Source organism: Paenibacillus sp. PvR098, assembly GCF_017833255.1.
Taxonomy (GTDB): Bacteria; Bacillota; Bacilli; order Paenibacillales; family NBRC-103111; genus Paenibacillus_G.
On the sequence record NZ_JAFIBU010000001.1, the window covers coordinates 294055 to 319456 of the forward strand.

A 25402-nucleotide genomic window follows, 5' to 3' on the forward strand; every position below is an offset into this window, starting at 1 on the left:
AGAATCTAATCGGATTCAAATCAAAAAGGAGTGGATGATATTGTCCTCGGTTTTTATGCCAGTGAGAATAGAATTCGGAATAGACAGCAGCATGCAAATAGGTAGTGAATTTTATTCACTAAAGTGTGGGAGGGTAATGATTGTTACGGATAGTGGAATTATACAGTCTGGTTTGTTGGAAAAAATGACTCAAAGTTTGACTGAAAGCAATATACAGTTTGCGTTATACGATAGAGTGCTGCCAGATCCTAATATAGAGTGTGTGGAACAGGCGAAGGAATTTTATATTGCAGAACAATGCGACGGAATTTTGGCGGTGGGAGGCGGAAGCTCCATTGATACCGCCAAAGCAGCCGGGATCTTGGTTACCAATTCGGAACCCATTATGAGCTTTACGGGAATAGATCAAATCCAAAATCCGCTTCCACCGCTGATTACTATACCGACTACATGCGGAACGGGATCTGAAGTAACGAATGTAACGGTTGTCACAGATGAACATCATTTTAAGCGGCCTATTATATCATCGTACATTATTCCTAAAGTGGCTATTTTGGATCCGAATTTACTTCTTAGTCTTCCTCCTCATCTAGTTGCTTCGACCGGTATGGATGCATTAACTCATGCCATCGAAGCTTTAACGAACAATATTCAAAATTGGTATGGGGATTCATGCGCTTTGGAGGCGATCCGTCTTATTAGTACATCCTTGAGGCCTGCGGCAGCGAACGGAAACATTACCGATCTTAGCCGGATGTTATATGCCAGCACCTTGGCAGGTATCGCCTTTACCGTATCGCGTTTAGGTTTAGTTCATGCCATGTCCCACCCTGTCAGCGGTTTTGCCGGTGTTCCGCATGGTGTAGCCAATGCTGTTTTATTACCTTATGTGATGTCCTTTAATTTGGTAGGCAATCCACATGGGTATGCGTTAGTTGCCGATGCATTAGGAATCTCCCGACAGGAGAATGAGATGGCTGCGGCCATGGCGGCAGTCAAGGAGGTAATAAAATTAAATCATCAGCTCGGCATTCCAAAATCGTTTAAAGAACTGGGAGTCAATGAAGAACTGATCCCACGCATGATTGAGGATACATTCAAAAGCGGTAATATCGCCATTAACCCTAGAAGGGTAGCCAAAAAAGATGTTGAACAAATCTATAAAAAATCGTTGTACGGGGAAAGCCCGCTAGGATTTATCGAGTGAAAGATCATCAGAGGAGGAAAAATATGCGTTATTTAAACTACATTAACGGGCAATGGAAAGAACCGGTTTCAGGGGAGTACAAATTAAATTTGAGTCCGCATAATCAAGAGGTTTTGGGAGAATTTCCATCAAGTGCGGAAGAAGATGTTCAGGAAGCGGCGGCAGCGGCAAAGAAGGCCTTTTCTTCATGGAAGAAGCTTTCGTTTCAACAGCGAGCGTCATTTTTGATGAAAGCAGCAGCCATCTTGAAAGAGAAAGTCGAAGAAGTCGGTCGGGATTTAACGTTAGAAGAAGGAAAAACACTGGAAGAGGGTATGGGTGAGACACGGCGCGCCATTAGTATTCTTGAATATTATGCGGCGGAAGCCCGGCAGCCGATTGGTGAAGTGTTTCCTTCCGCCAATGCGGAGACATTCTTGTATACCACGCGTGTACCAGTTGGTCCTATTGGACTAATAACCCCATGGAATTTTCCGATTGCGATTCCGGTGTGGAAGATGGCCCCTGCGCTTATTTATGGAAATACGGTCGTGATTAAGCCGGCCGACATTACGCCAAAATGCGTGTACCATATCATAAGTGCTTTGGATGAAGCGGGACTGCCGGCAGGCGTCGTCAATTGTGTATTTGGCAGAGGTTCTGTCATAGGTACGGAATTGGTTCAGAATCCAGACATTAAAGCGATTTCCTTTACCGGTTCCAATCAAGTGGGTCAGCAGATTCAGGGTCAGGCAACGGCTTCAGGCAAGAAAGTGCAATTGGAGATGGGAGGCAAAAATCCGCTTATTGTGCTGGCCGATGCGGACTTGGAGAAAGCAGTGGATATCGCGATCAGCGGTGCATTTAAATCCACCGGGCAAAAATGTACGGCAACGAGCCGGGTCATTGTGGAGGTAGGGATTTATGAAGCCTTTCGCGACCGGCTAGTCGAACGTACAAAGCAGCTGAAAGTGGGTAATCCGTTGGGGGGAGGCGTCTTCATGGGGCCTGCTGTATCCAAAACACAGCTCGATGGCGTGATCGACATGATCGAAGCGGGGAAAGCGGAAGCAACATTGCTATGTGGAGGAGAACGGCCGACGGATGAGTCGCTTGCAGACGGCTTTTATGTGATGCCGACCGTATTCGAGAATGTGTCACGTGATGCGCGAATTGCACGCGAAGAAATATTCGGGCCCGTCATAGCGCTCCTTAAGGTAAAGAATTACGATGAAGCGATAGAAATCGCTAATGATACGGAATTTGGCCTAAGTGCGGCCGTTTGTACGAACAACTTGACGCTGGCGGAGCGATTTATTGATGACATCGAAGCGGGTATCGTGCACGTCAATTCGGAAACGGCGGGCGCGGAGCCGCAGGTCCCGTTCGGCGGCTGCAAGAATTCAAGTACAGGCTCCCGAGAACAGGGCAAGACGGCTATCGAATTCTATACGCAGGTGAAGACCGTGTATAAGGACCGGATCTAATACGGTTTCGGAGATGATTAAATCGCAATTATTGTGTCTGGGTTATCTTTAAAATTTTAATAAAAGGAAGGTTGAACCATATGATTACCTCCAATGCAAAATCAAAGCCGTTGTTAAAGCATGGAATTATCGATTGTGATTTTCACCAGACCTTACAAAGCTTTGACGATCTAAAGCCTTATCTTCCCAGAGTCTGGTGGCCCAGGTTGAGCGCCCCTGAAGCTACATTGCCTATCACGATCTTTAAACCTATTCCGTTGTCCCGGAGAGATGCAACGCCCGGCAACGGGCTTCCTGCCGGTTCCGACCCGGAATATGCAAAGGCCGATGCGCTTGATCGCTATAACATCAGCAAAGCGATTCTTACAGGCAGCCTGCTAACCGTATCCGCGCATAATAACCCGGATTACGCAGCAGCTGTGGCCTCGGCATTCAACGACTATACGCTCGACACATGGATACCAGCGGATGATCGCTTTCTGGCGTCCATTCTCGTGGCTACTCAGGATCCGCTTCTGGCAGCAAAGGAAATCGACCGCCTCGGTTCGCATCCGAAAGTGGTTCAGGTCATTATGGCAGTCTCGTCACGAGAACCTTACGGACAACGCCGGTTTTATCCGATATACGAAGCTGCGGTGCGTAACAACCTGGTTGTTGCGTTCCACGGCGGCGGCGAAGGGGACGGGATCAATCCTCCCATTTCGGCAGTAGGTTACCCAACAACGAATTTTGAACGCCATAATATTTTGGCGATTCATCATATGTCTCAGATAAACAGTATTGTTTGCGAGGGTGTGTTTGAAACCTTTCCATCGTTGAAAATCGCCTTCATTGAGGGAGGTTTAGCATGGGTTCCGCATTTGATGTGGAGAATGGACAAAAATTTTAGGGCCATGAGAAACGAAGTCCCGTGGCTGCGAAAGAAACCAAGCGAATATATCATTGAACATTGTCGTTTTACAACACAGCCGATCGAGGAGCCAAGTAATCAGGAGCTCATCCAAATGCTCAGCATGATGCGCGCAGAAAAAACGGTGATGTTTGCAACCGATTACCCGCATTGGGACAATGATACGCCAACCTTTGTCCTCCATAAACTGCCCGAGGATATGCGCAGACGCGTAGCCTATGAGAATGCCGCTGAGCTTTATGGAATAAACGATGATCATCTCAGGAAAGAAGAAGGTGACATGGTGGGATGAAATACAATGCAGCCGAAGTTGGAGAAATTGAAATCGGAACATGCAAGATCGTAAACATCGATGGACGAAGCATCGGGATTTATTACGATGGTGAGAATTATCATGCCATACGCAATGTGTGCCCGCATGAACAGGCCGAACTATGTAAAGGACATTTTTCGGGAACCACTTTGACTTCGAAGCCGCATGAATACATCTATGGAATGGAAGGAGAAATTCTGGTCTGCCCTTGGCATGGATGGGAGTTCAATGTGAAAACAGGGGAGTCGCTTGTGGACCCGGACAGGTATAGGGTAAAGGTATACGATGTATCCGTTGAAGAGGACAGAATTGTGGTACACATCTAATATTGCAGGGACAAGTAAAAGGTTAAATAGATCTAAGGAGTGAAAATGAATGGAAGTAACCGAAGTTAAGATAGCGGAACCGAAAATCAAAATGAAGCGAAGTATTATTGACGTCGACATCCATAATTATACTCCGCTTGACGAGATCAAGCGCTATTTGCCTCGAGCTTACCGTGATCAGATCGATTTGTGGGGATGGAGGCTCCCGGGCTCATTATATCTCAACGGAGGGGTTAAGGTGGGTCAGATGACTGACTCCACTCCCCCTGGGGGAGGCTTCCCCGGAAGCGACCTGCAGTTCATGAGAGAACAACTATTGGATCGATATCAAATCGACTATGGGGTGTTAACTGGTAGTGATTACTCGTGTCAAGCGTCGCCCGATTTGGATTACGCCGCAGCGGTCAGCTCCGCGATTAATGAATATACATTGGAGCATTGGCTTGCGAAGGAGAGCAGGCTGAAAGGATCCGTGTTTATTCCTAAGCAGGATCCGCTGCAGTCCGCAAAAGAGATTCACCGTGTTGGCTCACACCCGGACATGGTACAAGTCATCGTGTCCAGCGGGGCTGAAAAACCATACGGGCATAGGTACTATCATCCGATTTACGAGGCATGCGTCGAGCATAATCTTCCTTTTACGATTCATGTGCTGATGGAAGGGGTTGGCATTAACGGACCTAACACCGGCGCTGGTTACGTTAGCTATTACCCTGAGTATCGGGCTAGTAGACCGATGGTGATGGCGGCGCACCTGGCCAGCTTCATCTATGAAGGCGTTTTTGAAAAATTCCCGACCTTGAAGGTCGTTCTTCAGGAGGCAGGCGTGTTTTGGATTGCGCCATATTTATGGAAGATGGACGAGGATTGGAAAGCGCTGCGCTTCCAAACGCCATGGGTGAAGAAAAAGCCGAGTGAATATTTCCGCAGCAACGTGAGAGTGTCCTCACAGCCGCTTGAGCCGACGCCGAATCCAGAGACTTTCAATCAAATGATGAACTCTGTTTATGCTAATGAAACCTTAATGTTTTGCAGCGATTACCCGCATTGGGATTTTGATTCACCTTTGCGTGCGTTTCCCAAATTGGAAGATTCATTATGGGAGAAAATCTTTTATCAAAATGCGGCTGATTTATATAGCCTGCCGGCAAGAGGAGCGGGAAAGGAAGGTGCGAGGTGATGTCCGGTTTTCTAGTTGGTAAGGCATCCGAGATTCCTGAAGGAGATAAAAAGATTGTTGTAGCGGACGGACGAAGCATTGGTGTTTATAACATCGGGGGACAATTTTATGCCATCCGCAACACCTGCCCGCATCAGGGAGCGGCCCTTTGTACCGGTATTACGGCAGCGTTCATTACCTCTTCGGGTACAGGCAGCTTTGAGTACGAACGTGATGGCGAGATTGTACGTTGCCCCTGGCACCAATGGGAATTCGACATTAAAACGGGCTGCATGGTCATTGATCCGAAGATGAGAACGAAGAGCTATGAAGTAACCGTGGAACGCTACGATGTTTCCATAGAAGATCAAGATGTATATATCCATCTTTAGTATAACCCTAAAGTCGGCCGATCCTGACTAGATGTGTGATTGAATTTAAATCATAGACTACCCTTGATATTTTCAGATCAGGGGTAGTCTAAAAGGGGTGGACAATTTTCATGCAAAAACAGCAGGAATCAAAAAAAACATCAACAAAAGCACTTGTAGCGAGTTTAATAGGAAGCTCTATTGAGTGGTATGACTATTTTCTCTATGGAACGCTTGCAGCACTCGTATTCAATAAAATATTTTTTCCAACGATAGATCCTGTAGTGGGCTTGCTTCTCGCCTATACATCGTTTGCCCTTCCGTTTTTTATTCGCCCGCTTGGCGGCGTTATTTTTAGCCATATCGGGGATAAAATTGGACGGAAGAAAACACTCGTCCTCACATTGGGATTAATGGGCGGCGCCACGGTCTTGATTGGATTGCTTCCATCTTATGAAACGATTGGTATATGGGCGCCGATTTTGCTTATTACTCTAAGGCTTATACAAGGGCTTGGAATCGGAGGAGAATGGGGCGGCGCTTTGCTCCTTGCAGTTGAGTACGCACCTAAAGGGAAAAGAGGTTTTTTTGGAAGCGTGCCTCAAATGGGTGTTACCATCGGAATGCTTCTCGGTACCTTGTCCATTACCCTCATGACGGCATTGCCCGACGACCAGTTTTTAGCGTGGGGCTGGCGCGTTCCGTTTATTTTAAGTGCCGTGCTCGTTCTCCTCGGGTTATGGATCCGTAAGGGAATTGATGAAACCCCTGCGTTTCAAGAAGCAAAGGAGAGCGGCAACATTGCTAAGGTTCCGATTGTTGATACTTTCCGTTACCACTGGAAATCTGTACTTATTGCCGTGGGGCTAAAAGCCGGAGAAACGGCTCCGTTTTATATTTTCTCGACGTTCATTATTTCCTACGCTACGGGGCACCTTGGATTCTCAACTACACCTGTGCTTAATGCCGTCACTATCGGAACGTTAATTACAACCATCGTGATTCCTTTTATGGGGTCTTTTTCCGATAAAGTGGGACGAAAACCCTTATTCATCGGGGGAATGATTGCGATTATATTGTATGCGTTTCCTTACTTCTATATCCTCTCGTTAGGCTCGACCCTATGGTTAACGATAGCGACAATCATCGGTTTAGGCGTATTGTGGGCCCCGGTTACGGCTGTACTTGGGACGTTGTTTTCCGAAATATTTAGTACGAACGTTCGGTACACCGGTGTAACCGTCGGCTATCAATTAGGGGCTGCGTTGGCAGGAGGTACCGCTCCGCTGATTGCTACTGCACTGATGAACGGTTTTAACAATTCCTGGATGCCTGTTGCGGTCTACATGATGTTTATCGGATCACTTTCACTTTTCGCAATTATCAGTACGCGAGAAACCAAAGACCTTGATTTTGAGAGTAACGATTTTGAAAGTAAAGAAGAAGAAAAAGAATTTATTCTTATACCTCAGGGTGAGGCGCAGAAGGGTTAAAGGTTAATTTATCGCTTATCATCAACGCGTCGCGCTGCTTTTTTTCGATCCTACTATTGTATTTGATGTATCGTTCAACCGGTCAATTATCTGACCGGTTTTTGGCGTTCTCGGTGTTCATGGTATCTCGAAACGTTTCCATGAAGGCGACAACCGCTTTCGATAAATACCTGCCTTTACGGTAAGCGACGACAAGCGTTCTTGTCGGCCTGAACGACAGTGGAAGGTAAGCCGGAGCGAGCTCGCTCCAACGTCCCCGGGATACCATATGCGGCACAAAAGCAATGCCCATTCCTGCGGCGACAAGCGACTGGACGGTTTCGATGTTGCTGCTCTCGAACACGATATTCGGTGTAAAACCGCCCTTCTGGCATAAGTTGAGCGTAATTTGTCGGAAGCCCTGTCCTCTTTTTAAAGTAATGAAAGGTTCGTCTCGTAGTTCGGCAATATCGATCACGTTTCCATGTCCATCGGCCGTATGACGGGCTAACGGGTGAGTCTTGGGAACGGCAAGCACGATTTCTTCTTCAATAACCGCCTCATAATCAAGCGCATCATCGATAAGCGGCAATGACAGGAGGCTGATATCGGCTTTTCCGCTTGCCGTGAGCTGTTCGAGATTGAATGTCGTCTCCTCCACGAGGACGATGTCGATTTCCGGATAGCGTGCCTGAAATACCGGCAGCACCAAGGGGAGCACATGGGCGCCCGTAATCGGCAGGCTGCCGACGACCAGCCTGCCTTTACGCATTTGTGAGATGTCTTCCATCTCTTTTTTGAGCTGCTCGACCATGTCGAGTATTTTTTGCGCTTTCTCTACAAACACTGTTCCGGCATGTGTGGCTTCTACCGAGTTCGTGGTTCGCTGAAATAAAAGCACGCCGATTTCCTTCTCCAGCTTGGACAACTGCTGGCTAAGCGAGGGCTGGGCAATGTGCAGTTTTTCAGCGGCTCGTGAAAAGTTTTTGTCTATGGCGATTTGCAGCGCATATTGCAGTTGACGAAGTTCCATGAGTAGCGGCTCCTTTATAGTTCCTTATAATCAAAACCTATCAATCCTATAGATATTATATCTTGGATCAATGAAGATGGAAATGGTACGATATTACGCATAGGATGCATCATATTGATATTGAGGTGGAACCGATGGCAAAAACTATTATCGAAAAAATTTGGGATAACCATGTCATTCATTCGGAGCCGGGTAAGCCGAGCATTATTTACATCGATCTTCATTTGGTTCACGAAGTGACTTCCCCGCAGGCGTTCGAAGGTCTTCGCATCTCCGGCCGCAAAGTACGCCGTCCGGACCTGACGTTCGCGACGATGGACCACAACGTCCCGACGAAAGACCGTTTCAATATTACCGATCCGATCTCCAAGCAGCAGATCGACACGCTTTCCAAGAACTGTGCTGATTTCGGTGTAAAGCTGTTTGACTTGAACCACATCGATCAAGGCGTTGTGCACGTTATGGGTCCTGAAGTTGGACTGACGCATCCGGGCAAAACGATCGTGTGTGGCGACAGCCATACGTCCACGCATGGTGCGTTCGGCGCGCTGGCCTTCGGAATCGGTACCAGCGAAGTAGAACACGTGCTTGCAACGCAATGCTTGCAGCAATCGACACCGAAAACGCTGGAAGTACGCATCAACGGCAAGCTGAAGCCGGGCGTTACGGCGAAAGACTTGATTCTTGGCGTTATCGCTCAATACGGTACTGACTTCGCTACAGGTTATGTTATTGAGTACACTGGCGAAGCGATTCGCGGCTTGACCATGGAACAACGTATGACCGTCTGCAACATGTCCATCGAAGCGGGAGCAAGAGCAGGTCTGATCGCTCCGGACGAGACAACGTTTGAATACCTGCGCGGTCGTGATTATGTACCGCAAGGTGAAGCATATGATCAAGCGGTTGCTCAGTGGAAACAGCTGACTACGGATGAAGGTGCGGTTTACGATCGCGTAGTGGAATTCGATGCAGCTAGCCTGATTCCTCAAGTAACCTGGGGTACAAGCCCGGGTATGGGTACGGATGTTACGGCTAGCGTGCCGAACCCGGCTGATTTTGCAACGGAGAACGAGCGTAAAGCGGCTGAGAAAGCGCTGGAATATATGGCTCTCACACCGGGTACGCCGATGACGGAGATCGCTATTGATTATGTGTTTATCGGCTCCTGTACGAACGGTCGGATCGAGGACCTGCGTGCAGCTGCGGCAGTGGCGCAAGGCTATAAGGTGGCTTCGAACGTAACCGCCATCGTAGTACCGGGTTCGGGCCGCGTCAAAGCGCAAGCGGAACAAGAAGGACTGGATAAAATCTTTACTGAAGCCGGATTTGAGTGGCGTGATGCGGGCTGCAGCATGTGTCTGGCGATGAATCCTGACGTGCTTCAACCGGGTCAGCGCTGTGCATCGACCTCCAACCGGAACTTCGAAGGTCGTCAAGGTCGCGGCGGACGTACACACCTCGTTTCTCCGGCGATGGCGGCAGCCGCTGCGGTCGAAGGTCGTTTCACGGATGTGCGCGACTGGAAATTCAAAGTGAAGCAAGAAGCTTAAGATCAATTTTCTCATGTGAGGAGTTTAACGACATGGAAGCTTTTAAACAGCATACAGGCCTGGTCGGTCCGGTGGACCGCGTAAACGTGGATACAGACGCTATTATTCCTAAGCAATTTTTGAAGCGCATCGAGCGCTCGGGCTTCGGTCAATTTCTATTCTATGAGTGGCGCTTTGACGAGCAAGGCGCCGTCATTCCGGAATTCAGTCTGAACCTGCCCCGTTATCAGGGCGCGTCCGTACTGATCTCCCGCGCCAACTTCGGCTGCGGCTCCTCCCGTGAGCACGCGCCATGGGCGATTCAAGACTACGGCTTCAAAGTAGTGATCGCGCCGTCGTATGCCGATATTTTCTACAATAACTGCTTTAAGAATGGCATTCTGCCGATCCAGCTGAGTGAAGAGCAGGTAGAGGAGTTATTCCAACGTACCGCAGCGAACGAAGGCTACCAACTGAGCGTTGATCTTGAGAACAAAACGATCAAGGACAGCCAAGGTCTCTCCATCAGCTTCGATCTGGATGAGCATCGTCGTCAATTCCTGCTTCAGGGGCTCGATGATATCGGCCTGACGCTGCAGCATGAAGCTAAAATCACGGCTTATGAGGCTTCCCACTAATTACAAATTCATTCTATTGTGCATTATGCAGCCCGTCAGTACCCGGATCCCGGGAATTGGCGGGCTTTTTTATGTGATTTCACGGTCTGCCGTGAAAAGGTTCATATGGAGATGTTTTTTGACATACAAATCTGGTTAATATTTTTTATTTCCTTCTTTGGTTGTATATAATAGCACTGGGAGCATGATAGAGAGGTGTTTGCCATGATGGTTAGCAAAGTCGGGGTCGTCGGCGCCGGCACAATGGGACAAGGCATTGCCGAAATGCTCGCTGGCAAAGGACTCGATGTAATTTTGATCGAACGTACGCCAGAGAAGCTGGATCAGGCGATAGAGCAAATCGAAGTGAGTCTGGATAAGCAGCTGGAGAAGTGGGCGATTACTGCCGTTGAAAAAAAGATCATTTTATCAAAAATACACAAAGAAGCCTACTTGCACCGGATGATGGAGTGCGATTTGGTCATTGAATCGATCAGCGAGGACTTGGAGCTTAAGAAGCAGCTGCTTGGCCAGTTAGATGACGTTTGCCCCCCGCACATTATTCTGGCCAGCAATACGTCCACCTTAAGCTTAACGGAGCTTGCCGCGGAGACGAAAGCACCGGAACGGGTGATCGGTCTTCATTTTGTACATCCGGTATCGAAAATCCATTTGGTGGAAATTGTGAGAGCACTCAAAACGAGTGACGACACTTTTACCCGAACGAAGAGGTTCGTGGAAGAGACGATTCAAAAACGCGGGATTCAAGTGTATGAATCGCCGGGCTATGTTACCACGCGTTTAATCTGCGTGCTGATTAATGAAGCGATGCATGCGCTGTCCGAGCGTGTGGCTGATGCGGAGGATATTGATAACGCGATGCGGATCGGGTATGATTTCCATTACGGACCGCTTGAGATGGCTGACCGGTTCGGTCTGGATTCGGTGCTCGCGGCTATGGATCGGATGTTCCGTGAATTCGGAGACGTCAAATACCGTCCGTCCGTACTGCTGAAACAGATGGTGCGTGCCGGACATCTTGGTACGAAAACGGGACAAGGTTTTTTTAGCTATGATAAGGACGGTGACCGTCTATGATCATTCTGGTCATTAATGCAGGCAGCTCATCTCTAAAATTTCAATTATACAATATGAAGGAAGAAACGGTGCTCGCCAAGGGTAGAGTGGAACGCATCGGTATGGAATCGGCGATTTTGTACTTTGATCCTTCAGGAAAACAGGAAATCCGCGAAGTGCGGGAAATTTTGGAGCATACTACGGCTATCCGTAAAGTGCTGGACATCCTCGTTCATCCGGTACACGGAATACTAGAATCTACGAAACAAATTGAAGCGGTAGGACACCGGGTGGTCCACGGGGGAGAATCGTTCTCCAGCTCGGTGCTTGTGAACGAAGAGGTCAAACGCGAAATTAAACGGCTGTTCGACTTGGCTCCGCTGCACAATCCGGCACATATCCTGGGGATCCAGGCCGTGGAGGCGAATATCCCTGACATTCCGCAGGCTGTCGTTTTTGATACGGCGTTTCACCAAACGATGCCGCCATCCTCTTACTTGTACCCGATTCCGTTAGTGCTTTACAAAAAGCACAAAATCCGTCGTTATGGCTTTCACGGCACGTCCCACGCTTATGTGAGCGAGCGGGCCGCGGCTTTACTAGGCCGTCCACTCAAGGAGCTGAAGCTCGTGACCTGCCATATTGGCAATGGCGCGAGCTGTACGGCTGTTATGGGGGGCCGTTCGTACGATACGAGCATGGGAATGACCCCGCTGGAGGGTCTGATGATGGGTACCCGCAGCGGAGACATCGATCCTGCAATCGTGCCGTTCGCGATGGCGAAAGAAGAACTGACGCTGGCCGAAGTGAACTCCATGCTCAATAGGCATAGCGGACTCATGGCCATGTCGGGCATCGGAAGCGACATGAGGGAGATTGGACAGGCGATGGAAGCGGGAGACCGCAATGCCGGGCTTGCCTTCGATATGTACGAATACCGGCTGCGTAAATATATCGGCGCTTATGCCGCAGCGATGAATGGTTTGGATGCTATCGTGTTTACTGCGGGCGTGGGGGAAAATTCCGCCTTGCTTAGGGCTGATGTTTGCCAGAATTTGAGCTTTCTCGGAGTCGAGCTGGATGAACATGCGAACGAACGAATGGAGTCTGGGGAACGGGCGATTACAACGCCAGGGTCAAAGGTGCAGGTGCTTGTCATTCCGACGAATGAAGAGCTGGTCATTGCACGGGACACATACCGTTTGATTTTACACCGCAATGATGTAGAATAATGAGATAAGGCTTATACCGAACGTCTGTTCATTGATATACTAAGCATAGCCAAACGCAGGGAGGATGGTTTCATGGGCCGGAATTTATGTATGATTCGGGAAGCTGGTCACCACGCGAACGAAACCGTAACGATCGGGTGCTGGCTGCACAATATTCGTTCCAGCGGGAAAATCCGCTTTTTGCAGCTGCGGGACGGTTCCGGGTTTATTCAAGGTGTGGTTGTGAAGAACGAAGTGGATGAGAAGGTATGGGAGGATACGGGGAAGCTGACGCAGGAGAGCTCCTTGTACATCACGGGTGTTGTTCGTGAGGACACCCGAAGCAAGGGCGGTTATGAGCTGACCGTTACTGGAGTGGAAATCATTCAACTGACGAGCGATTATCCGATTACGCCCAAGGAGCACGGCGTCGATTTTCTGATGGATCACCGTCACTTGTGGATCCGATCTCCGCGGCAGCGGGCAATTCTGGTGATCCGAGCCCAAATCATTCGGGCGGTCCAGCAGTTTTTCGACGAGCGCGGGTTCCATCTGGTCGATCCGCCCATTTTGACACCTTCTTCAGCTGAAGGGACGACAAGTTTGTTTCATACCAAATATTTTGATGAGGATGCGTTCCTGACCCAGAGCGGTCAGCTTTATATGGAGGCCGCAGCCATGGCGCTCGGCAGAGTCTATTCGTTCGGGCCAACGTTCCGTGCGGAGAAATCTAAGACGCGCCGTCACTTAATCGAGTTCTGGATGATCGAGCCGGAGATGGCCTTCGTGACGCATGAGGAAAACCTTGAAGTGCAGGAGCAGTTCGTCGCATACATTGTGCATTCGGTGCTGGAGCACTGTCGCAAGGAGCTTGAGGTGCTGGAGCGGGACGTGTCCAAGCTGGAGGGAATCCAGGCTCCTTTCCCGCGGATTACATATGATGAGGCGGTTAAGTTCCTGCAGCAGAATGGTCATGAATTCCAGTGGGGCGAAGACTTCGGAGCTCCTCACGAAACGGTGATTGCTGAGGCATATAACAAGCCGGTATTTATCACGCATTATCCGACCGACATCAAAGCGTTCTATATGAAGCCTGATCCAACACGGCCGGAAGTGGTGCTGTGCGCGGATATGATCGCTCCGGAAGGATACGGTGAAATCATTGGCGGCAGTCAGCGTATTGACGATCCGGAGCTGATGGAGCAGAGGTTCCAGCAGCATGAGCTGTCGAAGGAAGCGTATCAGTGGTATCTCGACCTACGCAAGTACGGCTCTGTTCCACATTCCGGCTTTGGTCTGGGGCTGGAGCGTACGGTGGCATGGATTTGCGGCCTCGATCACGTTCGCGAGACGATTCCGTTCCCGCGGCTGCTGTACCGTTTATACCCGTAACATCCGAAAGGAAGGGCTCGCATGAGACGTAGCGATCAAGACGCAAAGGAGCTGCCGTCTGTGCTGCTCGCAGGATGGCAGGAAGGAAACGTGGCTGTTCCGTATTGGCTGCTCCGATATTATACTCAGCTTCGGCTCCAGGAGCCTGATGTGATGCTGATTCTCCACGTGATGGCATTCAAGCAGAAGGAGCACAAAGATTTTCCTACACTAGAGGAGATTCAGTCGCGGATGGCGATTCCGCAGGAAAAAGTGATTGCGGTACTGCAAAAGCTGCTGAATGAAGGACTGCTGCGAATTGACGAGGAGAAGGATCCTTTGTCTGCCGTACACAGTGAGAAGTATAATTGGCAGCCGCTTATGGAACGGCTGGCGGAGTGCCGTCTGGAGGAAATGCTGGAGGAGCGCGCGGCAATGCGCAGGCAGATGGGTGCCGGGGCATCTGGGAAGAAGGATATTTTTAGTATCTTTGAAAATGAATTCGGGCGCCCGCTCACCCCGATGGAGCTGGAATCGATCTCGGGATGGATCGATAAGGATGGACATCCCGAAGAGCTCATTCTTGCCGGCTTGAAGGAAGCGGTATTCGCGGGCAAGGTACATTTCCGTTACATCGATCGGATTCTGCTGGAATGGCAGCGTAACCGGATCCAAACCGTCGAACAGGCGAAGGAGCATTCGCAGAAGTTCCGTGCGCGGTGAGCGTGAGAGCATCTTAGGACATATTGAATAAACTTGAAATCCCTCGAAGGGAAGGACTATGGAAGTCCTTCCCTTCGAGGGATTTTTTTTCATGAATTAGGCTGATGAAGAATAAGGATTACGATAATTTCAGCGTCCGGTTATCCCGCGGTCAAATATTCTTAGGCGAATGACCTCTTCCCCGCGGGGTAGCAGGCATTCGATCATACTTTGGAAATAATTTTTAAAAATGGATGTCTATTCTGTAACCTTTTTTTGAACATCAACGTCTAAAGGATGGAAGACACATTCTGACAGTTGATAGAGACGCAACTGCTGAAAGGAGTGCCTACATGATTCGTTGGCTGCGCAAACATAATGACGGGAAGCGGACGGAATCGAACTCCGAAGCTCCCGCAATACAGCCGGACGGGCACCCGGGAGCAAGCACCGGGCACACGACGGCAGCAGCTGAGGGCGCCGCTGCGGCACAGGACCAGATGGACAATCGTACGGAATCCGAACCGGCTCTCCATATGAGCATACCGCTGTTGACCGTATCCGGGGTAGAGCGCTCTTTTCCAGTCGGAGGACAAGAGCTGCATGTGCTCAAGGGAATTGACATGGAGTTGTATCCGACTCAGCTTGTCATGCTGAAGGGAAGATCCGGCTCGGGCAAGACGACGCTGCTGAATTTGATCGGAGGTCTGGATCTGCCGAATCGCGGTGAGATCCGGTTTAAAGAGCATTTGATTCATCAATGCAGTGACGATCGGCGGACGTACATAAGAAAAACAGAAATTGGATTTATTTTTCAATCCTTTGCACTCATGCCTCTTTTGTCCGCTTGGGAGAATGTGGAGCTGTCGCTGCGGATGGCCGGCCGGCCAAGATCCGAGTGGAAGGCCCGCGTGACGCACTGCCTGGAGCTCGTAGGTCTGGGCAAACGGATGCATCACAGGCCATTCGAGCTCTCCGGAGGAGAACAGCAGCGCGTGGCTATTGCTAAAGCAATTGCTCATAAGCCCAGCCTGCTGCTTGCCGATGAGCCGACGGCAGAGCTGGATTCACAAATGGGAGCTCAAGTCATGACTGTCTTTCGGGACATTATCCGTACGGAACGAATGACGATCTGCATGACTACACATGATCCGACAATAATGGAGGTTGCCGACCGTGTATTCGAAATGGTGGATGGAAAATTTGTCAATGGTTAAGAGAACGGCCAAACCTTTTCTTCTCGTATGCATCGCAGCGTCGCTAGCGGTTTCTTCGGGCTGCTCGCTCCTGCCAAAGGAAGAAGAGGAGGAAATTGTGCCTATCGTCAAGCCGCCCCAGCTGTCCAAGAAACCGGAGTATGTGGTGAAGACGGATACGCTGGAGACGAAGGTACGCGGTTCCGGAAAACTGATGGCGACGGTGGAGGAAGACTTGTATTTCACTGATGAGAACAGCCGTCGTATCAAGAACATTACGCTTAAGAGCGGTGATCAAGTGACACAAGGGCAAGTGATCGCCGAACTGGATGTCACGGAGCTGGAGAGTCAGCTAAAGCAAAAACGGCTGCAGACACGCAAAGATGAGCTCACGATGATAGAGACGCTGCGCAAAGCTGACGAGATGAGCGCTGAGCAGCTGGAGCAGGCAAAGATTGATTTTGAGCTGAAGCGGGAAGAGCTGATTAAACTGGAGAAGACGATTGCCGGGGCGACGCTTACGGCTCCGTTCTCGGGGACAATCGTATCCGTTTATCTGAAGAAGGGCGATACGGCCAAAGCCTATGACGCGGTCGCAACTATCGCCGACTTGTCGCAGCTGACGGTGGGAGCGACACTTAGCGCAGACGATTTGAAGAAGGTAGCTGTCGGCATGGAGGTTGTTGTAGATATTAACTCGGCCGGCCAGCACAAAGGAAAGGTGCAGCAGCTGCCGAACCCGAAGGAGGACGATGGCAGTGGGGGAATCGGCGGGTTCCCGGGAGCCGGCCAAGGCAGAGAGCCTGACTCGATTGAAAACTATATGATCGTCCAATTGGATCCGTTCCCGGAGAATCTGAACCGCGGCACACCGCTCAGCGTATCGGTCATCACGCAGCGTAAGGAGAACGCGGTCGTTATTCCGCTTGCTGCGCTTCGCTCCTATGCCGGCCGCAACTATGTGCAGGTCGTAGATGAGCAAGGCGGCAAACGGGAAGTGGATGTGGAAATCGGCCAGCAGACATCTACGGATGTAGAGATTGTGAAGGGTCTTACTCCTGGTCAGAAAGTAGTGGGACGCTGATGGCGATGATTCGTTTTTTATTTCGCAAAATGTGGAACACGCGCTGGCTTACGCTCAGCACGTTAGCCGGCCTCATTATGGCCGTTGCGTTCACTACCAGCATACCGATGTATTCGGACGGCTCTTTGAAACGGGTCGTATCCTCGACGCTGCAGGAGAAAAGCGAGGGGATGTCGGCCGGCTCGGTGATGATCCGCTATCAAGCTGCCGGTAATGACCGGGCGGATCTCGGTGCATTCACCGATGTGGATTCATATATCAGAGAAGAGCTGCCGCAAGAAATCGGGTTTCCGTATGAAGCCTATGTTCGAAGTATGTCCATTCGAGGTTCGCAGCTTTCTCCTGACGACCCGACAAAAGTGGATCCGAGCAAGCGCAGGCAGATGACGCTGATGGCGCAGAACGGACTTAAGGAACAGATTGAGCTGATACAAGGTAATTGGTTCTCGGATCATCCTCAGGGAGGCATAATCGAAGCGGTTATTCACGAGGAAGCCATGTTTCGCGGTGATATGCGCGTCGGCGACGTGTTTAATTATCCGATTTCCGGCGGACTCGGCATCGCACCGCTGAAGGTAAAGATCACGGGCATATTCAAGCCGAAGAATGATGTTGATCCCTACTGGTTTCAAGGAATGGAAGGACTTATCACTACCTTTTTTATGAGCGAAACGGGATTTAATGACGAGCTTTTAACGAAGAAAAAGATTCCGCTCAATCTGGCTAACTGGTATTACGCCTTTGATTTGCGGGAAATCCAAACGAGTCAGATCTCCTCGCTGGAGCGCAAGCTGGAGCGGCTCGACATTACGGTGTACCAGAAGCTGAAGGACACCCGTGTAGATGTATCGTTCATTCCTCTGCTGCAGGAGTTTAAAGTGCAGAGTGTGCAGCTGCAAATTTTGCTGTTCACCTTGGCGGCTCCCATGATTGCTATGGTGTTTTACTACATCGTCATGAATGCCAGGCAGTCGCTCGACCGGCAGAGAACGGTTATTGCCGTCATTCGAAGCCGGGGCGGGAGCACCAGGCAGATTATTTGGATCTATCTGCTGGAGGGATTGCTGCTCGGAGCGACAGCTATGATCATAGGTCCCATGCTCGGTTGGTTTATGGCCAAGAGCATAGGTTCGTCCAGCGGTTTTCTGACCTTCGTGGATCGTAAGGCGGTACCGGTCGGTGTGTCTGAGGAGGCGCTGCTCTACGGAGCGGCTGCGGTGATCATCGCGCTGATGGCTAGTGTCATCCCTGCGATCGTCTACGCGAGAGCCTCGATTGTCAGCTATAAACAACAGGTGGCTCGCTCTGACAAGAAGCCGTTTTGGCAAAAGTGGTTTCTGGATGTGCTGCTGCTGTGCTTGGTCGGATATGGGTATTACTTGTTCGGACAGCGGCAGGAATTGTTTGCACAAACGGGAATGACGACGGACCAGCTGCAGGTGCATCCGCTGCTGTTTTTCATTCCGGCCTTATCGATCATCGGCCTCGGATTGTTTTTTTTGCGTATTTTTCCATGGTTGCTCCGCTTTGGTAATTGGCTTGGCAAGCGCGTGTTGCCTGTTCCGGTGTACTTGACGCTGACGCAGCTGTCCCGGTCGTCTACGGCTTATTATCCGTTGATGCTGCTGTTGATCCTGACGCTGGGGCTAGGGGTGTATAACGCTTCGGCCGCGAGGACGATCGATCTAAACTCGACGGACCGAATTTTGTATGCCTACGGTTCGGATGTGGTGATGAAAGCGGATTGGCAGGCCGTCTCCGATGAGCTGCCGCAAGCTCCGAATCCGGGAAGCGGCCAAGGTCAAGGGCAAGGACAGGGCAATTCGGGTGGCAGTCCGCAAGTCCCTGGAGGTTCGAATCCGGGCCAAGGTCCGGGAGGCCCCGGACAACCAGGAGGTCCCGGAGGCGGCATGGGGGGGCCCCCGCCGGTGATGCGCTATATCGAACCGCCATTTGAGGTGTTTCGCGAGCTGGAAGGCGTGGAGCATGCGGCGCGCGTTCTTCTTTCTAAGAGCAACGTCGTTGTGTCGGGCAAATCGTTGGGTCAAGGCATGCTGATGGGAATCGATAACGTCGATTTTGCAGGGGTGGCGTGGTTCCGTAATGATTTGTTCTCTACGCATCCGAACAACTACTTGAATCTTCTTGGACAGTACGAACAAGCGGTCATCATACCGACTTCGTTCGCCGAGAAGCACCAGATCAAGCCGGGCGACTTGATGAATATTACCCTATCCGGTCAACCGGTCGAGTTCATCGTCGTGGCTGCTGTTCCTTACTGGCCGAGTCAGTATCCGGAGCAGACTCCTTTTATGATCGCGAATCTGGAATACATTTATGATCAGGCGCCGATAACGCCTTATGAGGTGTGGCTGAAAATGGAAGAAGGCGCCAAGGTCACACCGCTGATTGAAGCGCTCAATGAAAAGAAGATTGACATTGCGAGCGTTAAGGATGTCCGCAACGAGCTGATCTCGCAGAACAAGCATCCGGCCCGCGGAGGCGTGTTCGGTATTCTGAGCCTTGGCTTCCTCGTCTCGGTGCTTGTATCGCTGATCGGATACATCCTGTACTGGTTTTTCAATTTGTCCAGCCGGGTGGTGCAATTCGGCGTATTGCGCGCGATGGGACTATCTAGACGTCAATTGACGGGAATGCTTCTGCTAGAGCAGACGTTCACTGCAGGTTTGGCGATTGCGCTGGGGCTGGGCATAGGCAAATTGACGAGTTACCTGTTCCTGCCTTTCCTCCAAACGGCGGAGAACATCAAGACGCAGGTGCCTCCGTTTCGCGTGATATTCGATGCACGGGATACCGATCAGCTCTATGTCGTCGTAGCCGTCATGATGCTAACCGGTGCGGGATTGCTGTTCCTTCATATCAGACGCTTGCGCGTCCATCAGGCCGTGAAGCTGGGAGAGGAGAAATGATGCAGTGATTCATTGCGATGGACTCGTCAAAATTTATAAGAGCGACGAAATCGAAGTCGTTGCGCTGCAGGGGCTTAATATTTCCGTAGATAAAGGAGAAATGATGGCCATTATCGGCAACAGCGGAAGCGGTAAGTCGACGCTGCTGAACATACTGGGCGGCCTCGATCGTCCTTCGGCCGGGCAGGTGCGTGTAGGGGAATGGAATCTGCTCAAAATTACGGACGAGGAACTGGTCCAGTATAAGCGCAGTACTGTCGGATTCATCTGGCAGAACAATGCCCGTAATCTGGTGCCGTATTTGACCGCGCTTGAGAATGTTGAGATGCCGATGATGCTGAGAGGGAAGTATGACCGCTTTTACGCCAAGCAGCTTCTGGAATGGGTCGGCCTCAAGGATCGGCTGAACAATAAGCTGCAGCAGCTCTCCGGAGGTGAGCAGCAGCGCGTTGCGATCGCCATAGCGCTGGCCAATCGGCCATCCCTGCTGCTTGCCGACGAGCCGACCGGCTCCGTCGATACGAAGACGTCGGATATGATCATGGACATCTTTCGCCGCTTCAATACAGAGCTCGGGGTAACGATCGTCATCGTAACGCATGATATGGCGCTGGCCGGCAAAGTGGACCGCGTGGTTGCGATTCGTGACGGTATGACAAGTACCGAATTCATCAAGCGGAATCCGAACCTGGATCAAGCCGAAGGCGAAGCTGCCGCTGGCAGTGGGACGATCCATGATGTGCATGAGGAGTATGTGGTACTTGACCGGGCAGGAAGGCTGCAAATACCTAGAACGTATTTGCAAGCGCTTGGAATCGACGGCAAGGCATCCATGGAGTTTGATGGGGAGAAAATCATCATCAGAACCCCAAAATCACTGGACTAAACCGCAGTGCAGCTGCAAAGAAATGCATCTTAAACCATTCAATCGGAGGGGTTTTCAGTATGAACAAATGGATGAAAAGAACTGCGGCGCTGTCGCTTAGCGTAGGTATGATGACGCCTGTACTTGCAGCTTGTACGAGTCCGAACACCACGGACAACACGGAGCGCACTCTGCGCATCGCTACTACGATGGGATACGCCGCGAACGATGAATATTTTCGCCAGCGGTTTACCGAGCTTTATGAGTTCGCGAATCCGAATGTGACGATCGAAATCATTCCTATGCAAGACGATCGGTATATGTACGGGGGCCAGCCAGAGGGAGGCGAGAAGCCGGAGGATCCGCTGGAAAAGCTGAAGGGAATGATGCAGGGCGACAATCCGCCGGATATCGTCATGATCGGATATGAGCAGATGCCGGATTTAATCAACAATAATATGCTGACGCAGCTAGACCCATTGATTACAAAGGACAAATTCGATATCAGCGATTTCGTTCCGGCGGTGATCGAAGGCATAAAGAAGGCGGGTGAAGGTAAAATTTATGCGCTCGCGCCAACCTTCAACTCGTCAGCCGTCATTTACAACAAAAGGATGTTCGACGAAGCGGGCGTAACGTATCCGACGGACAAAATGACCTGGGAACAAACGTTTGACTTGGCACGGCGGTTGGCCAAGGGAGAGGGTGAAAACCGAAAGTACGGTTTCTCGTTCTCCACTTACAATATGGGCGGAGATATGTCCTGGGCAACACAGCTGTACACAGCGCCTCTGCAGCTGAGAATGTTCGATGACAATGGCGAGAAAATGACGGTCGATTCGGATCAGTGGGAGAACGCTTGGAAAACGATGCTGCAGATTAACACCGAAAAGCTTGTACCCGGTCCTTTCGATATGTCCAATATGAACGGGAAGATGAGCCCGAATGAACCTTACAATCCGTTCCAGCACGACGATTTTCTGTCGGGACGCGTAGCCATGTCTATCATTAACTATGGTGAGCTTGATCGTTTAATCAATGCGATGAAGAATGCTGAACATTACAAAGGCTTTTCAGCATTCGAGTGGGATGTTGTGACACTGCCTGTGCATCAAGAAGCACCTGATATGGGCGGCTATATCGGGATGGAGGGCATTATGTCCATCAACGCGAAAGCTCAAAATGCAGAGGAAGCCTGGAAGTTCATGAAGTTTATTAACGGAGAGGATTGGGCACGTCTGAAGGCCAGCAGCGCTCATAATATCGTGTCCCGGCAAAAATATATTAAGAAAAAAGACGGAGCAGAGTACAATCAGCAAGCGTTCACTACTTTACTGCCGGTACCGTTCCAGGACAACAAGCTTTATCTTGAAAACCCGAGATTGTATGATGTGCAAGGCATCGGCCACCAAAAGCTCCAACAAGTCATGGAGGGCAAACTCGAGGTTCGCGAGGCTCTGAAGCAGTGGCAGACCGAAGGCGACGCGATGATTCAGAAATTCAAAGAGAATCCGGATGCCCAGCCGGATAAGTCAGGCATGATACCGTTGGGATAATCCCACGTCAAACCTATGCAAATTCAACAGGGAGGCTAGCAGCAGATGAAACCGAAACGCAAACGAACGAAAACAAGCATCCTTTATCTAGCGACCGCACTTATATTCGGCTCCGCCGTTCCCGCCTTTGCGGCAGACGGCGGTACGCCGCCTGCAGTGAGCAGCGCCGAAATATCCATGGGAACCGCACCGGTGCTGGGCAAGGTTGACATCGGCGGCAGCCATTATTTTGAGCTGAAGAATGTGACCATGCTACCGGAGCAGGGGAGCAAAACCGTTACGTTTACAGTGACGGTCCATAACGGGGGAAGCAGCGATTTGCTGTTCATCGATTATTGGGTCCGGCTGAAAACAAAATCAGGTAATCAAATCTCGGTTCGCGTATTGCCGCAGGATAAAGACAAGAACCGGATCACTCCGAAGTCCAGCCAAGACATTAGCTTCTATGCCAGCGTGAATGGAACGACGGAGCTGAACGATCTTATCTTCGAATTTATTAAATGGGATTTCTCGCAGACGGACTTCGAGCGCAAAATCGGTGAAGTGGCCGTTCCGGCGAATTACAGCATTGTAACGGCGGCAGGAGAAGCCCATACGATCCAGATTACCGGCAATCCGGTCAAAACGACAATCAAGAAAGTGCTGCTGAGCAAAAACGAGAAAAATTACACTCCCACGATTGTGCTGAATATGGAGAATGTAGGCACACGAAGCGTTGTCGTACCCGGGTATCAGTATTTGCTGCGCTCAAGCGAAGGCTACATGTATCCCTTAGATGCCAAAGGCATCAAGGATCTCTCCATTAACCCACAGGTGAACGAAGAGATTGAGCTATCCGGCTCCGTGCCCGTTTCGGTGAAGCTGGAGGGCTGGCAGCTTGTGATCGTTCAGAACGCGGCTGATGTAAAGCTGAACCTGCCGATTGCGTATTATGCACTGCCTGACGTGTCGAAATCGGAAAGTGTGGATACGGGCAAAGAGTATAACTTCTCGAATAAAGAAGGAACGTATACCGCTCAGTTGAACACCGTTCAGCGTCTGCCATGGGAGGATCAGGACATCCTGACCGCCGGTTTTACGCTTGCCAACAAAGGCCCGGAATCGCTCCCGATTCCTGCCATGACGGGATACTTTATGCTCGATAACGCGGTGAAAGTGGAAGCAAGGCTGATCAAAACGGATAAAGTCATTGGCTTAGCTCCGAACGCATCGGCGCAGTTCCAGTTTATCGGGAAAATTCCGTATACCTACGAATTTGGCGAAGTAAAGCTGGTTCTGCAGGAAAAGAGTTCTTCCAGCGAATCCCAGAACGGAGGGCCGACGCAGGCGAGCGCTTTACTGGAGTTCGTACATCGAGCGGAGCTAATGAACATTACGTATAACAACATCGGCCAAACGTATAACGTAAAGAGCGTAGGGCGAAGCTCCAGCTTTAAGGTTCGTGAGGTTAGAACGTACACCGGCGAAACGACCAACACCTTTGCGGCCATAATAGAAGTTAAAAACCTGGAAAAGCGCTTCTCCGATATGACTCAACTGGTAGCCCACTTCAAAACCGTGGACGGCACCATGTATCCTGCAACCGTATCAGAAATCAAGAACAAGGTAAGCCCTGGAGGTGCGGCGCTCCTGATGCTGTCGAGCAAAGTACCAAAAACATTCCCGATTACCGGTACGCATATCATGATCGGTGAGGCCGTTACGGAGGATAAGCTAACGGAAATCGGGAAAAAACCGGATGCTTATGTCAATGCAACGGCATTCTGGCTGCCTCAAGAAAGCCATACCGTCCAGGATCGATTAAAAGATATCGATCTGGCGCCTTATACTCTGTCCCTCGGCAATATTCATACGAAAATCGACGGAGCTGGATTGACGCTTAAGTTCGATTATGAGCTTGCTAAGGATATGCTGCTTGTCACGAATATGGAAAACCGAAAGCTGATCGTGGAGCTGGAGGACGACGGGGGCAAGGTCAAGCTGACCAAGGAATTTGCTTTTGAACCATCGACAGGAGTAGGCTCTCAAGCATCCGAGGTGGCGGGAGACAAACTGCTTCTCGGCAAGCATAAGGATTTGGAGATGAAGCTAGGAGACAGTGAAATCATCTATCTGGTCCGGTTCCTCTCCGGCTATAAGCTTCATATTTACGAGTCTTTCGACGGTCAAAAAAAGCTGCTGGCCTCAAAACATATTCAATGGTTTGAAACTGTAGAGTAAACAAAGCCATTATTCATCCTTGATTTAATAATGCTATAGAAACCGTCTCTGTCAAGTTGTGCAGGGGCGGTTAATTTAGGTGAAACAGGATATTTATGAACAATTGGTTAATTTTGTTCTGGAAGGATTGACAGTTTTTTCAGAATAACTTATGTTTATATCGTTAACAACATTCTTAACGATAATTACATAGATAACCGAGGAGATTACCATGAATTCTAAGCCGCAAAACTTTGCTGAACTGAAGCAAGCTGCAAGTAACCACTTGTCTCTCTCTTTTGAGACAGACGGATTCAGCCCATTGGTCGGGAAAATTTTCGCGCTGCTGCTTTTTGCTCCTGAGCCCTTGAGCCTGCAGGAAATGGCGGATGAGCTTGGAGTAACGAAGGCCGCTGTCAGTGTCCAGGTACGCGCTTTGGAGAAACATTGTATGTGCCAGAAAATTCCTACCGGCAATGATCGTAAGGACTACTATCATATCGCCGATGATTTTAGCTTGATCACACTGCGCTCGATGCGGCATAAGGTGGAGTCGATTACAAAGCAGTTGGATGACACGCTGACGATTTTATCTCAAATAGACGATGTGAAGGAGGAGGAGAAAGCTTCTTTTCATGTAACCCAGCGCCGTTTTGTAGAGAGTGCGGCGATGTACCGACTAGTGATGTCGCGACTAGAAGGCATAGAGGAAGAATGGAACCAGTTAAGGGAGCAGCTGTGATATTGAACCAAAAAGGTTCTGAAATTGAAGGGGATATATAAAAAACCTCGTCTAAGTAGTCAG

21 protein-coding genes are annotated in these 25402 nt (G+C 50.1%); 20 read left to right on the forward strand and 1 reads right to left on the reverse strand.

Features of this window, described 5'->3' with window-relative positions; genetic code table 11:
- Window positions 1–55 precede the first annotated feature (55 nt).
- From JOE45_RS01395 to JOE45_RS01425, 7 genes are all read left to right on the forward strand, one after another.
- Window positions 56–1207 carry an iron-containing alcohol dehydrogenase gene (locus JOE45_RS01395; RefSeq protein WP_280875109.1) on the forward strand — a complete coding sequence of 384 codons (1152 nt, stop codon included), beginning with the start codon at window positions 56–58 and terminating at the stop codon, window positions 1205–1207.
- A 23-nt stretch (window positions 1208–1230) separates the two neighbouring features.
- Window positions 1231–2673 carry an aldehyde dehydrogenase family protein gene (locus JOE45_RS01400; RefSeq protein WP_210021882.1) on the forward strand — a complete coding sequence of 481 codons (1443 nt, stop codon included), beginning with the start codon at window positions 1231–1233 and terminating at the stop codon, window positions 2671–2673.
- An 80-nt stretch (window positions 2674–2753) separates the two neighbouring features.
- Entirely contained in the window at window positions 2754–3875 is a 1122-nt protein-coding gene (locus JOE45_RS01405) for an amidohydrolase family protein (protein WP_210021881.1), read from the forward strand.
- The gene (locus JOE45_RS01410) at window positions 3872–4222 is read left to right on the forward strand and encodes a Rieske (2Fe-2S) protein (RefSeq protein WP_210021880.1); all 351 of its coding nucleotides are present in this window, start codon (window positions 3872–3874) and stop codon (window positions 4220–4222) included. Before JOE45_RS01405 ends, JOE45_RS01410 begins: the two co-directional genes overlap by 4 nt.
- Before the next feature lie 49 nt (window positions 4223–4271).
- Window positions 4272–5402, forward strand: coding sequence for an amidohydrolase family protein (locus JOE45_RS01415; RefSeq protein ID WP_210021879.1), 1131 nt, complete (start codon window positions 4272–4274; stop codon window positions 5400–5402).
- On the forward strand, window positions 5402–5773 hold the full coding sequence (locus JOE45_RS01420; protein ID WP_210021878.1) for a Rieske (2Fe-2S) protein: 372 nt from the start codon (window positions 5402–5404) through the stop codon (window positions 5771–5773). The genes JOE45_RS01415 and JOE45_RS01420 overlap by 1 nt, the downstream gene beginning before the upstream one ends.
- A gap of 110 nt (window positions 5774–5883) precedes the next feature.
- The gene (locus JOE45_RS01425) at window positions 5884–7245 is read left to right on the forward strand and encodes an MFS transporter (protein ID WP_210021877.1); all 1362 of its coding nucleotides are present in this window, start codon (window positions 5884–5886) and stop codon (window positions 7243–7245) included.
- Between the two features lie 82 nt (window positions 7246–7327).
- Here JOE45_RS01425 and JOE45_RS01430 read toward each other — a convergent pair whose 3' ends face one another.
- A complete protein-coding gene (locus JOE45_RS01430; protein ID WP_210021876.1) occupies window positions 7328–8257 on the reverse strand; it encodes a LysR family transcriptional regulator in 930 nt (309 codons plus the stop codon).
- A 134-nt stretch (window positions 8258–8391) separates the two neighbouring features.
- Here JOE45_RS01430 and leuC point away from each other — a divergent pair, with 134 nt between their 5' ends.
- The 13 genes from leuC to JOE45_RS01495 all read left to right on the forward strand — a co-directional run bounded on the left by leuC (window position 8392) and on the right by JOE45_RS01495 (window position 25339).
- Entirely contained in the window at window positions 8392–9810 is a 1419-nt protein-coding gene (gene leuC / locus JOE45_RS01435; RefSeq protein WP_210021875.1) for a 3-isopropylmalate dehydratase large subunit, read from the forward strand.
- Between the two features lie 32 nt (window positions 9811–9842).
- On the forward strand, window positions 9843–10427 hold the full coding sequence (gene leuD / locus JOE45_RS01440; protein ID WP_210021874.1) for a 3-isopropylmalate dehydratase small subunit: 585 nt from the start codon (window positions 9843–9845) through the stop codon (window positions 10425–10427).
- Window positions 10428–10631: 204 nt separating this feature from the next.
- Window positions 10632–11504: a 3-hydroxyacyl-CoA dehydrogenase family protein gene (locus JOE45_RS01445; protein ID WP_210021873.1), complete on the forward strand. Its 873-nt coding sequence runs from the start codon at window positions 10632–10634 to the stop codon at window positions 11502–11504.
- The gene (locus tag JOE45_RS01450) at window positions 11501–12715 is read left to right on the forward strand and encodes an acetate kinase (RefSeq protein ID WP_210021872.1); all 1215 of its coding nucleotides are present in this window, start codon (window positions 11501–11503) and stop codon (window positions 12713–12715) included. Before JOE45_RS01445 ends, JOE45_RS01450 begins: the two co-directional genes overlap by 4 nt.
- 72 nt (window positions 12716–12787) lie before the next feature.
- Window positions 12788–14086 (forward strand): asparagine--tRNA ligase, encoded by a 1299-nt coding sequence (gene asnS / locus JOE45_RS01455; protein ID WP_210021871.1) that lies wholly within the window; start codon window positions 12788–12790, stop codon window positions 14084–14086.
- A 21-nt stretch (window positions 14087–14107) separates the two neighbouring features.
- A complete protein-coding gene (locus JOE45_RS01460; protein ID WP_210021870.1) occupies window positions 14108–14788 on the forward strand; it encodes a DnaD domain-containing protein in 681 nt (226 codons plus the stop codon).
- 332 nt (window positions 14789–15120) lie between these two features.
- The gene (locus JOE45_RS01465) at window positions 15121–15984 is read left to right on the forward strand and encodes an ABC transporter ATP-binding protein (protein WP_210021869.1); all 864 of its coding nucleotides are present in this window, start codon (window positions 15121–15123) and stop codon (window positions 15982–15984) included.
- Window positions 15977–17047, forward strand: a complete 1071-nt coding sequence (locus JOE45_RS01470; protein ID WP_461479642.1) for an efflux RND transporter periplasmic adaptor subunit — start codon at window positions 15977–15979, stop codon at window positions 17045–17047. Before JOE45_RS01465 ends, JOE45_RS01470 begins: the two co-directional genes overlap by 8 nt.
- Window positions 17047–19977 (forward strand): ABC transporter permease, encoded by a 2931-nt coding sequence (locus tag JOE45_RS01475; RefSeq protein WP_210021868.1) that lies wholly within the window; start codon window positions 17047–17049, stop codon window positions 19975–19977. The genes JOE45_RS01470 and JOE45_RS01475 overlap by 1 nt, the downstream gene beginning before the upstream one ends.
- A gap of 4 nt (window positions 19978–19981) precedes the next feature.
- Window positions 19982–20863, forward strand: a complete 882-nt coding sequence (locus JOE45_RS01480; protein WP_210021867.1) for an ABC transporter ATP-binding protein — start codon at window positions 19982–19984, stop codon at window positions 20861–20863.
- A 59-nt stretch (window positions 20864–20922) separates the two neighbouring features.
- On the forward strand, window positions 20923–22398 hold the full coding sequence (locus JOE45_RS01485; protein ID WP_210021866.1) for an ABC transporter substrate-binding protein: 1476 nt from the start codon (window positions 20923–20925) through the stop codon (window positions 22396–22398).
- A gap of 45 nt (window positions 22399–22443) precedes the next feature.
- Window positions 22444–24618 (forward strand): hypothetical protein, encoded by a 2175-nt coding sequence (locus tag JOE45_RS01490; protein WP_210021865.1) that lies wholly within the window; start codon window positions 22444–22446, stop codon window positions 24616–24618.
- Window positions 24619–24829: 211 nt separating this feature from the next.
- The gene (locus tag JOE45_RS01495; RefSeq protein WP_210021864.1) at window positions 24830–25339 is read left to right on the forward strand and encodes a GbsR/MarR family transcriptional regulator; all 510 of its coding nucleotides are present in this window, start codon (window positions 24830–24832) and stop codon (window positions 25337–25339) included.
- Window positions 25340–25402: the final 63 nt, after the last annotated feature.